General features: G+C 71.2%; 12 protein-coding genes and 1 pseudogene. 6 read left to right on the top strand and 7 right to left on the bottom strand.

The features are described from left to right. Positions 1–38: 38 nt before the first annotated feature. Entirely contained in the window at positions 39–827 is a 789-nt protein-coding gene (locus ACZ7L1_RS16750) for a DUF429 domain-containing protein (protein WP_471438181.1), read from the top strand. A 90-nt stretch (positions 828–917) separates the two neighbouring features. Here the strand turns inward: ACZ7L1_RS16750 and ACZ7L1_RS16755 are convergent, their stop codons facing one another. The 3 genes from ACZ7L1_RS16755 to ACZ7L1_RS16765 all read right to left on the bottom strand — a co-directional run bounded on the left by ACZ7L1_RS16755 (position 918) and on the right by ACZ7L1_RS16765 (position 5,350). Then, positions 918–2,891, bottom strand: coding sequence for a collagenase (locus ACZ7L1_RS16755; protein WP_471437849.1), 1,974 nt, complete (start codon positions 2,889–2,891; stop codon positions 918–920). A gap of 157 nt (positions 2,892–3,048) precedes the next feature. Next, positions 3,049–4,008 carry a LysR family transcriptional regulator gene (locus ACZ7L1_RS16760; RefSeq protein ID WP_471437850.1) on the bottom strand — a complete coding sequence of 320 codons (960 nt, stop codon included), beginning with the start codon at positions 4,006–4,008 and terminating at the stop codon, positions 3,049–3,051. A 103-nt stretch (positions 4,009–4,111) separates the two neighbouring features. Then, positions 4,112–5,350 carry a PP2C family protein-serine/threonine phosphatase gene (locus ACZ7L1_RS16765; RefSeq protein WP_471437851.1) on the bottom strand — a complete coding sequence of 413 codons (1,239 nt, stop codon included), beginning with the start codon at positions 5,348–5,350 and terminating at the stop codon, positions 4,112–4,114. 249 nt (positions 5,351–5,599) lie between these two features. Here ACZ7L1_RS16765 and ACZ7L1_RS16770 point away from each other — a divergent pair, with 249 nt between their 5' ends. The 3 genes from ACZ7L1_RS16770 (at position 5,600) to ACZ7L1_RS16780 (ending at position 8,351) form a co-directional block, all read left to right on the top strand. Then, positions 5,600–6,412, top strand: a complete 813-nt coding sequence (locus tag ACZ7L1_RS16770; RefSeq protein ID WP_471437853.1) for an SAM-dependent methyltransferase — start codon at positions 5,600–5,602, stop codon at positions 6,410–6,412. Positions 6,413–6,740: 328 nt separating this feature from the next. Continuing rightward, entirely contained in the window at positions 6,741–7,730 is a 990-nt protein-coding gene (locus tag ACZ7L1_RS16775) for an aldo/keto reductase (RefSeq protein ID WP_471437854.1), read from the top strand. Positions 7,731–7,898: 168 nt separating this feature from the next. Beyond that, on the top strand, positions 7,899–8,351 hold the full coding sequence (locus ACZ7L1_RS16780; RefSeq protein ID WP_200420257.1) for a DUF6098 family protein: 453 nt from the start codon (positions 7,899–7,901) through the stop codon (positions 8,349–8,351). Positions 8,352–8,419: 68 nt separating this feature from the next. On the opposite strand, the gene ACZ7L1_RS16785 is transcribed toward ACZ7L1_RS16780, so the two are convergent. Continuing rightward, on the bottom strand, positions 8,420–8,593 hold the full coding sequence (locus ACZ7L1_RS16785; protein WP_200420256.1) for a CsbD family protein: 174 nt from the start codon (positions 8,591–8,593) through the stop codon (positions 8,420–8,422). Between the two features lie 204 nt (positions 8,594–8,797). Here ACZ7L1_RS16785 and ACZ7L1_RS16790 point away from each other — a divergent pair, with 204 nt between their 5' ends. Further along, positions 8,798–9,676: an SCO6745 family protein gene (locus tag ACZ7L1_RS16790; protein WP_471437855.1), complete on the top strand. Its 879-nt coding sequence runs from the start codon at positions 8,798–8,800 to the stop codon at positions 9,674–9,676. 16 nt (positions 9,677–9,692) lie between these two features. Here the strand turns inward: ACZ7L1_RS16790 and ACZ7L1_RS16795 are convergent, their stop codons facing one another. The 3 genes and pseudogenes from ACZ7L1_RS16795 to ACZ7L1_RS16805 all read right to left on the bottom strand — a co-directional run bounded on the left by ACZ7L1_RS16795 (position 9,693) and on the right by ACZ7L1_RS16805 (position 11,798). Next, positions 9,693–10,160: a hypothetical protein gene (locus tag ACZ7L1_RS16795; protein ID WP_471437856.1), complete on the bottom strand. Its 468-nt coding sequence runs from the start codon at positions 10,158–10,160 to the stop codon at positions 9,693–9,695. Between the two features lie 106 nt (positions 10,161–10,266). After that, positions 10,267–10,814, bottom strand: a pseudogene (locus ACZ7L1_RS16800) (isochorismatase family protein). Positions 10,815–10,907: 93 nt separating this feature from the next. Beyond that, positions 10,908–11,798: an LLM class F420-dependent oxidoreductase gene (locus tag ACZ7L1_RS16805; protein WP_471437858.1), complete on the bottom strand. Its 891-nt coding sequence runs from the start codon at positions 11,796–11,798 to the stop codon at positions 10,908–10,910. A 273-nt stretch (positions 11,799–12,071) separates the two neighbouring features. Here ACZ7L1_RS16805 and ACZ7L1_RS16810 point away from each other — a divergent pair, with 273 nt between their 5' ends. Next, positions 12,072–13,172: a hypothetical protein gene (locus tag ACZ7L1_RS16810; RefSeq protein WP_471437859.1), complete on the top strand. Its 1,101-nt coding sequence runs from the start codon at positions 12,072–12,074 to the stop codon at positions 13,170–13,172. Positions 13,173–13,253: the final 81 nt, after the last annotated feature.

Below are 13,253 nucleotides of genomic sequence, written 5' to 3' on the forward strand. Positions count from 1 at the left end.
TGGATCCGGTCGGCGTGCTGCGGGAGCATTCCGGCGTGATGCGACGACAGACGGTGACGGTCGGCGTCGATCTCGCCGCGAGCGCCCGGCGTACCGCCGTGTGCCGGATGATGTGGGGCGGCGGGCCGGGGCCGGCGGCGGAGTTCCTGGAGCCCGAGGGGGACGACGGCCTGCTGGCCGTGATCCGGTCGGCCGACAAGACCGGCCTGGACTGTCCTCTCGGCTGGCCGTCGAGCTTCGTGGCGACGGTCGAGGCGCATCACCGGGGTGAACGGCTGCCGCCTCCCGCCGGGTACGGGAGACACGCGGACGGAAGGCCGGGCCTTGACCCGCTGCGGTTCCGGCTGACCGACGACATCACCTGGAAGGCGACCGCCATGCGGCCCCCGCTGTCGGTGTCCACCGATCTGCTGGGTGTCGTGGCGCTGCGGGCGGCGCGGCTGCTGGACCTCCTCGCGGCGACGGGGGTGGGGGTGCCCCGGGACGGCTCCGGACCGGTCGCCGAGGTCTACCCGGCTGCCGCGCTGCGGCGCTGGGGGATCCGCCCCGTCGGCAGCTACAAGCGAACGGCGCCCGAGGCGCGGGCCGTCCGCGAGTACATCATCGGCTCGCTCGAGGCCGGGTTGGGGGCGCCCCTGCCCGGGTCCGTCCGGGAGCGGTGCGCCGACAGCCACGACCACCTCGACGCCCTGGTCTGCGCCCTGGCCGCCCGTGCCGTCCTGGTCGGGGACACGGCGGGGCCGCGTACCGCGGACGAGCGCGCCGCAGCGGCACGGGAGGGCTGGATCCACCTGCCGGAGGGGGCCCTCGCCGCACTTCACCGCTGAACCGGCGCTGTCGCCGTCCGGCCTTGGAACCCCGAACCCATCGAGGAGGCCGGCCGGCTTGTCGTGCGGCCGGTCGGCCTGTCGGGCGGACTACCGCCGCGGAGGCGCGCCGCCGTACCGGAGGCCGCCCGGGCCCGGGCCGGCGCAGGCGCCCGCGGCGCACGCGGTGAGCCAGGTGCCGAAGTCGGTGTCGTAGCGGGCACCGATGCCTTCGTACACGGCGTGGCCGCCCGGGTAGTCACCGAGCCGGAAGTGGGCGAGCATCCGCTGGATGTCCTCAGGGTGCCTTTCGAACATGTAGCGGACCGCGAGGTAGCCCCACGGATAGGTGCGGGTCACGTCGCTGTTGGCGTAGGTGTTCTGGAACAGCGTGCTCAGTGTGTAGGTGTGCCTGCCCGCCTCGGCGACCGCCTGGTCGTCGGTCATGCCGCGGTAGCTGTAGGAGACGTATTCGGCCAGGCCTTCGATCCACCAGACGTCCGGCACCACCGTCTGCTGGGAGAAGTCGCCCTTCATGTCGTCGCGGGCGTCCAGGTAGTGCGTGTACTCGTGGTTGAGGTTCCAGATCCGGGCCGTGAAGCCGTCGTCGTACGCCTTCTGGTATATGATCGACAGGGGCTGGTTGCGGGGGTCGGCCGGATTTCCTACCAGGGTGATGCCGCCGTTGTCCGTGCTGACGCCGAAGATCGCCCCGGCGTAGGTCCGGTAGTCGGCGCGGTCGGCGAACACGACGAGCTGGACGGTCGATTCGTACTGCCCGGGTATCGGTCCCTCGTCCTTGACGAGGGCGTGGAAGTACGGGTCCTGGCCGACCAGGCTCGCGCACGTGGCGTCGAGGTCGGCGGCGGTCAGGGCCTGCGCCCGGACGGTGTGGGTCGCGTCGCAGATGTGGGTGATCGGCAGCGCCGCCTTCGCCAGCCTGTCGGCGAGGTCGCAGACGCCGTAGTACGAGCAGTGGGCCTTGTCGTAGGAATCCACCTGGTTGGCGACGGCGACCCACAGCCCGGCTGTGGGCCCGGCGATCCGCGATGCCTTCAAAAGGCCCTTGACCAGCGGGCGGACCATGGCCCGGAGACCGGGATGCTCGAGGTGGCGGGCCAGGATCATGCCCGCGTTGGAGTCCAGGTAGGCACGGTCGGTCCGCAGCAGGTTCCGGTGGTCGAGCGCGAAGGCGTGGAGCGTGTCGAGGATGCGTGGGTCGGCGGTGACCGCCTCGACGTAGGCGGTGTTCCAGTTTCCGCGCCACAGGGGCGTGTAGACGTCGTTGACGGCTGCCACCATGCTCGCGACGGCGTCATAGGAGCTGTGGTATCCGCTCAGCACCCTGCGGTAGACGCTCAGGTAACGCCCCTGCAGGTCGGCACTGTCGGTGAGGACGATGACGTCGCCCAGGACGTCGCCGTTCGTGGAGGTGACGTCCCAGGCATGCCGGCGGGCGAAGAAGGCGTCCAGGCCCCGGGCCGTGGCCGTGGTCAGGGCCGTGCCGTAGGGACCGACGTCGGACGGGTTGTCGAACTGCACGTAGTATCCGGCCCGCAGGAACAGGACGAGTTGCCATATGCCGGCCGAGTCGTCGCCGCCGTATCGCCGCGCCGCCTGCGTGAAGGCGTGGGCGACGGTGACCATCTGGGGCTCACGGAAGATCGCGCGTGCGTCCGTACCGGTGACGGCGAACAGGCTGTTGACGCACTCCACGGTCGAGGTTGTGACGAAGGCCACGAGTGCGGATCCGCTCCGGCCGCCGAAGTCGGAGGGGGCGCAGGGCCTCGCTCCGGACGCGGTCTTCGGCCCGGTGGCGGCGGACGGTTGATCCGCGGGCGACTGCGCCCGTAGGGGCGGGAGCCGGTCCGGCGTGACCCGTCGGCCCTGCACGGCCCGGCCCGAGGCGCCGAAGTCCGAGCCGGTCGGAGGCACGGGCGGTGTCGTGGTCCGGGATGCGGTGAGGGCGTCGGTGCGGGCCGGGGGTGGGGCGGCCGGCGCCGGTGTCGTCAGGAGGCCGACGACGGCGGCACAGACGGCGAGGGCGCCGACCACGCGTCTGGGCAGGGCGAAGCGGTAGCGCATCTGGGCTCCTTCACGGATAGATGCGCCTCGGAAGCGTTGATGAGGCGTGAGAGGCACCTTCTCAATGGCCGGTGGTCCTCACAATGGGGTGTGACATAGCACATTGCATCGCGGGGCATAACACCTGGGTATGGCGTCCGGCCGGATGCTCCCGGCGCTACGTCACGGTCGCGCGCCACGTCCGCGAGGCCCACGTCCTCAGGTGCGGAGAGCGGGCGACGAGGTCCTGGTAGGCCGTTGTGGCGCAGACGTAGAGGATCTCGGCCAGTTCCTCGGGAACCCTCTCGCGCCGCCAGGCCAGTACGTAGCGGCACCACAGCGGTGTGCCCAGCAGTGGTTTGACCAGCACGCCCGGAGTCGGCCGGAGGGTCGCCTGCACCAGGGACACCCCGAGGCCGTCGGCGATCATGTCCTGCAACTGCGCCTGGTCGCCGAAGAATTCGTGCACCACCACGGGTGAGAAACCGGCTGCCTCGGATGCCTCGTAGAAGACTCCCGGCCAGCCCGCCCCGTCGTCGGGTGTCACGAACCATGCCTCCTGCGCCAGGTCGGCGAGCGTGACTTGGGGGTGGTGCCTGAGGCGGTGGCACGCCGGCAGAGCCACGAACGTCGGCTCGGTGACGATCCCCCGATGTGCCACTGCGGCCGAATGGCGTAACTCCCTGCCCGGGTAGTCCGCGGCGATCGCCGCCTCCACCACGCCCTCCTGAAGGAGCTCGACGATCCGGGACGACGCGTACACGCTGCTCACCGTGAGCGACACGTCCGGCAACCGGCGCCGGAGCCGGACCACCATGCCCGGCAGAATCGGCGAGTTGGTCGCGGCCACGCGCAGGGTCCGGCGCTCTCTCGCGGTGCTCCCGCACGGACGGCGCCCGATCGCCTCCACACGAGCGAGGACGTCCCGTGCCCGGGCCACGACCTCCACGCCGTACCTGGTGAGCCGCACGCCCGACGCGCCGCGCTCGAACAGTTCCTCTCCGAAGTGGCGCTCGATGCGCTGGAGTTGGGTGCTCACGGCCGGTTGCGAGTACCCCAGGTCCGCCGCGGCCCGGCCCACGCTCCCCGCGTCGGCGATCGCGCACAGCACGCGCAGGTGCCGAAGCTCCAACTCCATCGGCCCTCTTCCCCTCCGCGTCACCGACCCCGGACGGTACCGGCGGAGGGGAAGCGTTCCATCGCTCCGTCCCGCCCACAAGACGGTGATGAGCCCTGGTGGTTCAGCTCCGCACGGGCGTCAGTTCGGCGAGGAGGACGGTCCGGTCGTCGGTGCCGTCCGTGGCCGGTGTGTCGTGCAGCAGCCGTCGGCCCAGCGCTTGCAGGGCGTCCGGGCCGGTTAAGTCCGCGGACGCGGCGGCGTACGAGTCCAGGAGGCCGGCGAGGGCGGCGATGCCCTGGTCGATGTCGGTGTGGCGGGACTCCACCAGGCCGTCGCTGTAGAGCAGCAGCAGCGCACTTTCGGGCACGTGCACCACGGTCGGCTCGTAGGTGCCCGTGCCGAGGCCGAGCGGCAGGCCGGCGCTGGTGAGCGAGACCGGTGCGGCCCGTCCGTCCGGGCCCCGGATCAGCGGCGGTGGGTGACCGGCGCCGACGAACGTGCAGGTACGCCGTTGCGCGTCCCACTCGGCGTACATGCACGTGGCGAAGGAGGCACCGGGGGTGTCGCAGGCGAGTGCGTCGAGCCGGCGCATCAGCTCCGCCGGGGCGATGTCGAGGCCCGCCAGAGTGCGCACGGCCGTACGCAGCTGGATCATGGCGACCGCCGACTCCGGGCCGTGCCCCATGGCGTCCCCGACGACCAGACCGATACGGCCGCCCGGCCGGGACAGCACGTCGAACCAGTCGCCCCCGATGATGCTGTCGTGTCCGGCGGGAAGATAGCCGTGGGCTATGCGGCAGCCCTCGAACTCTCGCGCGGTGGCGGGGAGCAGGCTTCGCCGGATGGCCAGAGCGGTGCGGCGCTCACGCTCGTACCGGCGTGCGTTGTCCAGGGCCACGCAGGCCCGCGCGGCCAGCGACTCGACGGCCGTGGCCTCGTCGAGGCGGAAGCGGGGCCGGTGCGGGCCACGGCTGCCCACGATGAAACCGACGGCGGTGCCGCGCAGATGCAGCGGCACCACGAGGAAGGAAACGGTCTGCAGGAGACGGTTGATCCGGGCCGCGTCGCCGCCGGAGGCGGTGAGGCGTTCGGTGGTGTGGGCGTCGACCGCGTCCAGCAGTTGCGTGCGCCGGGTGGCCAGGGCGCGCGCGTAGGGCGTCGCCCGCGGAAATACGATCACCTCGCCGACCGGCAGTATGCCTTCCCAGTCCTCCGCCGCGTCCGTTCCCACGCGCAGCGCGAGCCGGCGGGCCTCGATCTGCGGCGGGTCCGCGACGGCGTAGGCGTTCTCCTCGACGAGCCAGCGCTGCAGCAGGTACACCGATGCCGCGTCGCAGAACCCGGGCGTCAGCGCGTGCACGATATGACTGCCCGTCAGGTGCAGGTCGAGCTCGGAGCCGATGACGTCCGCCGCCGGGGAGAAGGGAAGCCGACGGGGCGAGCTTGCGGCCGCCGGTGCTTCGTCGAAGTGGCTGCGCGCTTCGTTCCGCAGGGTAGTGCCTTTCCGGGTGGTGGCCGGGTGCGGCCGGCGGCAGGGGATCGCCTCGCCGCGTGGTCGCTGACAACTATATGATGGGACATCAAGATCATTGGCGATTGGGGGAGTTGGGTGCCGGGTCACGAGGGTCTCCCGCAGGGCGTCGATCCCGACAAGGCGAGCGTCGCCCGGATGTACGACGCCATGCTGGGCGGGCAGCACAACTTCGCGATCGACCGGGAGGCGCTGGCGGCGTTCACCGCCATCGACCCCCAGGTCCGCACCCTGGCGCGGGCCAACCGCGCCTTTCTCCGGCGGGCCGTGCGCTACCTGATAGGGGCCGGGGTGCGGCAGTTCATCGACCTCGGCTCGGGAATTCCCACCCAGGGCAACGTCCACGAGGTCGCGCAGGAGGCCAGCCCGGGAGCGCGGGTGGTCTACGTGGACAACGACCCGGTGGCCGTGGCCCACAGCGCCTCCCTGCTCGCCGACAACCCGCACGCGGACATCGTCGACGCCGACATCCGGCGGCCGCAGGACGTCCTGTCCTCGCCGCAGGTGCGGAAACTGATCGACTTCGAGCAGCCGGTCGCCGTACTGATGATCACGATCCTGCACTTCATCGCGCCCGAGGAGGACCCGGCCGGCCTCGTGGCCGCCTTCCGGGACGCCGTCCCCGAGGGCAGCTGGCTGGCGATGAGCCATGCCACGAACCAGGACCGGCCGGACACGGCCGCCGCCGTGGGCAAGCTGTACCGGTCCCGGGCGACGTCACCGGTCACCGCGCGCTCCCGCGACGAGATCCTCGCCCTCTTCGACGGCTTCGACCTGGTGGAGCCCGGCCTGGTCCACGTACCGCTGTGGCGCCCTGACCCGCACGAACCGGTTCCGGACAACCCGCAGGAGTTCTGGGTGTACGCGGGCGTCGGCCGCAAGGGCCGCTGAGGGAGCCACGCTCCGGCCGCCGCCTTGACTTGGAGTGCACGCGAAGATCTAGCGTGCACGGCATGGCTCACCGGGAACAGGCCGTGGGCGGCGGTCGCCGGGCGGCCGTCTCGCCACATGGTCGTGCGCCGGACCTCTGCGCACGCCGGACTCCGCCGCCTGCCGGACTGTGCCGCATCCGGACCTCCGGGATGCCGATGTGGCGGATTCGCTGCTCCATGGAGTTGAGGGGGCCGGTGAGCCACGAGGCCGCGGGCACGGTGAGCCTCGCGCTTCGCACGCATCCGCGAAGCGAAGGACAGCATCGTAAGGAAGGGCTGAGACGCACATGAAGCAGCGCAGGCTTCGGGACCTGGAAGTTTCCGCCATCGGTCTCGGCTGCATGGGGATGTCCGCCTTCTACGGCACCGCCGACGAGGACGAAGGCATCAGGACCATCCGGCGCGCCCTCGAGCTGGGCGTCACGTTCCTGGACACCGCACAGCTCTACGGCCCGCTCACCAACGAGACGCTGATCGGCCGTGCGATCAAGGGCCACCGCGACGAGTACGTGATCGCGACCAAGTTCAACCACCGGATGGACGACGCCGTCCCCGGGGACATCAGCACCATCGGGCGGCAGGACGGTTCGGCCGAGCATGTGCGCAGCTCCGTCCATGGCTCGCTCAAGCGGCTGGGGACCGACTACATCGACCTGTACTACCAGCACCGCGTCGACCCGAACGTGCCGATCGAGGAGACCGTCGGGGCGATGGCGGAGCTGGTCGCGGAGGGCAAGGTACGCCACATCGGCCTCAGCGAGGCGGGGGCGGAGACGCTGCGCCGCGCGAACGCCGTCCACCCGATCACCGCGGTGCAGACCGAGTACTCGCTGTGGTCGCGCGACCCGGAGGCCGCGGTGCTGCCCACCTGCCGTGAGCTGGGGATCGGGTTCGTCCCCTATTCGCCCCTGGGACGCGGCTTCCTCGCGGGCCGGTTCACCTCGCCGGAGGAACTCGACGAGGGCGACTTCCGGCGCAACGGCCCCCGCTTCACCGGGGAGAACCTGAAGGCCAACCTCAGGCTGACCGAGAAGGTGAAGGAGATCGCCACCGAGAAGGGCGTGACCCCGGCGCAGCTCGCTCTCGCCTGGGTGCTCGCGCAGGGTGAGGACCTGGTCCCGATCCCCGGCACCAAGCGGCGCACCTACCTCGAACAGAACGCCGCCGCGGTCGACGTCGAGCTGACGAAGGACGACCTCGCCCGGATCGACGCCGAACTCCCGCCGCCGGCGGGCGACCGCTACGACGAGGCGGGGATGGCGGCCGTCGATCTCTAGTTCGATCTCTAATGCCGTGGAGCTCTCTGATCATCTCAGGGATTGCCCCTCGGCACACGGGTACCCGGTGGTGACCGCCGGTGCGGGAACGCATCCGTGCCGTCGTGGTGGGGAACCGGTGGCGCATGGGCCACCGGGGCATGGGCGACCGTGAGGAGGAGCGACCGTATGAACGCCACGGACGACCTTCCCGTTGTGCGGACCCTCGGCGAGCTGGGGGCCCTGGTGGACCGTGACTCCGACCTCTATGTCCGCTGGTCGCGCGGACCCTCCGCCGATCTGGGAAACGCGAAGAGCAGGGACGACCTCACCGGCGTCCCGATGCCGGGGCTGTCGGCCAACCCTCTCGGGGTCGAGCCCTGGTGGGGGGACCGGCCCGTCGAGCTGTGGGTGGCCCGGCGGCTGCACGACTACTCGCACCTGCCCCGTGAGAAGGGGGAGGGTGTGCGTCCCTGGGTTCTTCGGGGCCGGGTCGAGGGGCGCGGGCCCGACAACGAGCCGCTGGTACGGGACGTCGAGCCGGTCGGCTGGGTCGACGAGAAGGTCATCCGGGAGGCCCAGACCGAGGTCGACCGCCAGTCCGGCTCCTGGGGCCCGCTGCGCCGCGACGACGGACGCTGAGCGGCCGGACAGGCGGCGGGGCCCCCGGTCCACCGGGCCGGGGGCCCCGCCCATGGGCGCGTTCTGCGTCAGCGCTTGAAGATGTCCTTCGCCTTCTCCTTCATCTGGCGCATGTCGCCCTTCGACTTCTTGCCTCGACCTTCGGCCGTCACGGACTCATTGCCGAGCGCGCGGCCGAACGTCTCCTTGATCTTGCCCTTGGCCTGTTCGTACTTCGCCTTGGCCTTCTGTTCTCCAGCCACCGTTGCTCCTCCACGTCGCATTTCGACTGGGGGGTCACTCACTACGTCGAGTGATCGGTGATGCGGCACCCAAACATGGGCGGGCCGATCGGCACCGTGCGGGCGCGTCCCCTGCCGCTCTCTATGACCGCTGTCATGATGTGCGCTATGACGGATGTCATAGCCGGCGATCCGGGTGTAGGCCGAACGAGTCGAGGAGCCAGGGTGAGCGACGTTTCTTCCCGGCTGATGTGGGAGCTCTCGGAGCCGGTGCACGACCTTGTGTACTTCGCCCCGGAGGCGCGCCAAGCCGCCGACGAGGCCGGGATGCGCGGCTTCTGGATGGGCTACTTCGGTCTGCGCGCCGCGCCGCTCGGTCCCGTTCCCGCGGCGGTGGTGACCAGCAGCTTCTATGTCTTCCACCCCGACCGGGTGGCGCGGGCGCTGCCCGACGCCTGGCAGTACGCGACACCGTCTGACCTTCTGGCGGCCAGGGAGCGGGCGGTGGACCGCGCCATGCGGCGGCTGTACGGGGACGAGGCCGTGCACGGCGAGCTGATGGCGGAGGCGGCTGATCTCGCCTGGGACGCGGCCCAGGCGGCCGACACCGCGGGACGGGTGCTCGGCGCGGCCAACCAGGCGCTGGAACGCCCTGCCCAGCCGCACGTACGGCTCTGGCAGGCGGCGACCACGCTCCGCGAACACCGCGGTGACGGGCACGTCGCCGTATTGGTGAGCCGGGGCATCGGCCCGGTCGAGGCGATGGTGCTCAAGGCCGCCGCAGGGGAGTCGGACGGCGCGTTGCTGCGTGAGGGCCGGAAATGGGACGCCGCCACCTGGCAGGGCACCGAGGCGCTGTTGCGGGAGCGCGGATGGGTCGACGGCGGCGGGCGTCTGACCGCTGCGGGAGCGGCCGAGCGCGACGCGATCGAAGAGGCGACCGACGCCGCCGCCCAGGCGCCGTGGCGGGCGCTCGGTCACGATGCCACCACGCGACTGGCCGAACTGCTCGCCCCGTTGGCCCGGAAGGTGGTGGCCTCGGGGGTGATCCCGTCCGGCAATCCGGTCGGGGTCACCGGCGTCGGGCTGCGCGGCCCCGCCTGATCGGGCAGGGGCGGGATCAGTCCCAGAGGGAATACGTCACCACGCGTCCGAACCCGTCCGGCCTGCCGTGGCTGTAGGTGAGGGTCATCCGGGTGTAGTGCTGCAGCTGCGGGCGCTTCTTCCAGGGCTGCGGGTGGTCGAGCCGAACGGTGACCGGGTACGAGTGGAACCTGCCCGCCGCGCAGTACGGCTTGCAGTCGTTGACCATGTTGACGGCCTCGGCCACGGCCGAGCTCGCCCCCCACTGCGACCAGTGGACCGAGGACAGGAGGCTGTTGCCGTCACCACAGGCGATCATGAAGGCGCCGGGGCGTACCTCCGGTTGCCAGAAACAGTCGACGACGACGGGGCGCCCGGACTGCCGTGGCACGGTGTGTGCGGCCGACGGCACCGTGGCCGGGGCGGCGGACGCCGTTCCCATGACTGCTGCCAGCGATGCGACGGCACCGAGCAGGACCGCCCTGGTGAGTGTGTGATTGCGCATGTCCGCTCCCGCCCGTCTGTCTCGGACTCCCGTGCCACGCTACGACCGTGCCAGGGGTCGTACCACTTGTACCCAGTACGGCAGGTTCATCCCCCGTCGGGCAGGTTCATCCCCCGTCGGCCGGTGCGAACGTCACCTCCGCCGTGCCGACCGTTCCGCCGCGGCGCCCGGGGGCGCTGTGCCAATTCCAGTAGAGGTTGGTGTGCGCGATCACCTGTTCCGGGGACGGCGCGCCGTACTCCGTCAGGTCCTCCGTCGTGTGCGCGTCACCGACCAGCGTCTGGCGCCGTGGAGGGTGGATCGTACGCATTGGTCGGTCTGGGCACCGGTGACGACGAGCCGGCCCACTCCGCGCTCGGCGAGCACCGTCTCCAGCTCGGTGTCCTCGAACGAGTCGCCGTAGAGCTTGTGAACCAGGGGCTCGTCATCGCGGCGCACCAGCTCCGGCACGTACTCCCAGCTCTCGCTGCCCCGCTTGATCTGGTCGTCGGAGTGCTGCACCCAGACCACGGGCACGTCCTCCTCACGGGCCCTGTCGACCAGCGTGCCGATGTTCGCGATCACGCTGTCGCGGCGGGGCGTGCCCGCCATCACCCCCTTCTGGACGTCGATGACGAGCAGCGCGGTGTTCGGCCGGTCGGGCAGGGTCGTCATGGGGACTCCGTCGTCTCGTATCTGGTCAGTGATCCTGTGCCGACGACCACAGTAGGACGGGGCACTGACAACGGACCCCGGATCGCGCCTCCGTCAGCTCAGCAGGGCGGCCAGACGGCGCCAGGCCTTGCGGGGAAGGGAGTCGCGGGGCTGGTCGTCGACCACCTGGAGGGCCACATGGTCCGCGCCCGCCGCCAGATGGGCCTCGATCCGTTCCCGGATCCGGTCGTCGTCGCCCCAGGCGAACAGCGCATCGACCAGCCGGTCGCTGCCGCCGCCCGCGAAGTCGTCCTCGGTGAAGCCGAACCGGGCGAGCGCCTTGGTGTAGTTGGGCAGTCCGAGGTAGACGGCGAGGCCCGCGCGGGCCGTCGCGCGGGCGCGGTCCGGGTCCGTCTCCAGGACCACCTTCGTCTCGGGAGCCAACAGCGGGCCGTCACCGAGGATCGCGCGGGCCTCGGCCGTATGGTCGGTGGTCACCAGGTACGGGTGCGAGCCCGCAGCGCGGTCGCGGGACAGCTCCAGCATCTTCGGCCCGAGCGCGGCCAGCACACGGCGCCCCGCCGGTACCCCGGCGGCGTCGAGCTCGTCCAGATAGCCGACCATGGCCGAGTACGGGCGGCGATACTGGTCCGCCAGTTTCGCATGGCTCACGCCGAGCCCGAGCAGGAAGCGCCCCGGGTGGGTCCGCTCCAGCTCCGTGAAGCTCGCCGCCGTGTCGCCGGCCTCGTACTGCCAGATGCTCTGGATGCCGGTCGCCACGACGAGCCGCGAGGTCGCCTCGATCAGCGGCACCGCGTGGCGCACCGCGCTGCTGCCGCCCAACCAGACCGCACCGAAGCCGAGTTCCTGCAGTTCGGCGGCTGCGTCGGCCAGTTCACCGCGCCTGGCCGGGTCCTCCGAACGCAGTCCGGCACTCCAGATGCCGTACCGCCCGACGGTCTCCTTCAGCGAGCTCACGCTGTCCGTGCTGGTGACGTCGCCCATCGGTCCCGATCCCTCCGTACCCGGTACGGTGCGCCGGCCACGCACCACTTGATCACAGCAGAGCCCAACGGCCGCCCGACGCCGCGTATTCCACGTCGTGTCCCTCGAGGATCGTCGCCCGGACTCACCGATCGGACTCACCGATCGGACCGACCCATCGGCCGGAGGTCGCGCCGTCACGTCGCCCCTACGCCGCAGAACCTGGCGGCGACGCACTCCTATAGGCTGCTCGCTTCGGTTCCCACAGTCCGCGAGTGCCCGGGAGAGTTCCCCTTGACCGTACCGATCGTCCCGTCCGCAGCAGACGCGGCAGCGGCGGCAGACGCAACAGGTGAAGAGTTCTGGGTCGAGCCGGGAGCGGACCCGGCTTCCGCGGAATCCGAGGTCGCCGAGGCGGTGGCGCGTGACGCCCGCGAGTTCGGGGTGTACGCGCGGACCGGAGGCTGGGCGTTCGCGCTGAAGGTGGCGCGCAGCGTACGGCCCGGCGGACAGCCGGCGGGTGAGACCCCGAAGATCTCCGCCCAGCGGTTCGCCGAGCTGGCGGGCTGCTCCGCGGAGCGCGTCATGCGCTACTACAGGGCCTGGGACAAGGCCGCCGACGACGGGCTCGTCCCGCACTTCGAGATCCTCGTCCCGGGCCAGGAGATCGAGCTGCCGGACTCCGACGCATGGCTCTCCTACTACAGCCCCCGCTCCAGCGCGTCCTCCGAGCGCGGTACCGCGATCGCGGCGGCGGCCGAGGCCGAGGGCATCCGCCCCACCAAGGCGCTGGAGGTCGCCGAGAACCCCACGGCGCTGCGTGCCGCGATCCTCGCCGACCCCGCCACCGCCCGGACCGCGCGGGCCGCGCTGCTGGACCGGCTGAAGGAGGACCCGGCCCTGCAGACCGAACTGGCCCGTGACGTCGTCCGCACCGACGAGCTGAAGAAGGCGGTGGCAGGCGAGAGCCGGGTGGCGGACCGCATCGGCTACGTCCGCCAGATCGTGGAGAACGGCCAGGTCAAGACCCCGGCCGGGCAGACGATCGACGCGCCCGCGGACCTTCGCGCTGAGGCCGAGCGCCATCTGTCCCTCCTCGACGAACTCGACGAGGGCGAAGAGGCCGGACAGTGGGCGGCGGAGGCGTACGACACGGTGAAGGAACTCGTCGCCCGCACCGTCGAGTCCGATCCCGAACTGCGCCGCCAGGAGCGACGGACGAAGTTCTACGGCAGCCTCCAGCGAGCGACGAAGGTCTTCGAGGAGCTCACCCTGGACGACGCCGACGACCTCGACGACCTGTACGAGGACGACATGCTCCAGCGCCTGGAGGAGCTCCAGACGGCGATCGGCACCTGCATCGCCACCCTCCGCAAGGCCGCCCCGGCACGATAGGGGGCCGAAGGTCCCCCACGAGGGGCCGAAGTGCCCCTCTCACCGCTCCGCGACCGGTGTGACGGTGAAGGTGAGCCGTTC

The organism is Streptomyces sp. NPDC107546, from assembly GCF_055639175.1.

Coding starts and splice junctions, on each gene's coding strand:
- ACZ7L1_RS16780 (WP_200420257.1), top strand. CDS start 7,899: ATGAACGCCACGGACGACCTTCCCGTTGTGCGGACCCTCGGCGAGCTG.
- ACZ7L1_RS16760 (WP_471437850.1), bottom strand. CDS start 4,008: ATGGAGTTGGAGCTTCGGCACCTGCGCGTGCTGTGCGCGATCGCCGAC.
- ACZ7L1_RS16805 (WP_471437858.1), bottom strand. CDS start 11,798: ATGGGCGACGTCACCAGCACGGACAGCGTGAGCTCGCTGAAGGAGACC.
- ACZ7L1_RS16795 (WP_471437856.1), bottom strand. CDS start 10,160: ATGCGCAATCACACACTCACCAGGGCGGTCCTGCTCGGTGCCGTCGCA.
- ACZ7L1_RS16755 (WP_471437849.1), bottom strand. CDS start 2,891: ATGCGCTACCGCTTCGCCCTGCCCAGACGCGTGGTCGGCGCCCTCGCC.
- ACZ7L1_RS16750 (WP_471438181.1), top strand. CDS start 39: ATGCGACGACAGACGGTGACGGTCGGCGTCGATCTCGCCGCGAGCGCC.
- ACZ7L1_RS16775 (WP_471437854.1), top strand. CDS start 6,741: ATGAAGCAGCGCAGGCTTCGGGACCTGGAAGTTTCCGCCATCGGTCTC.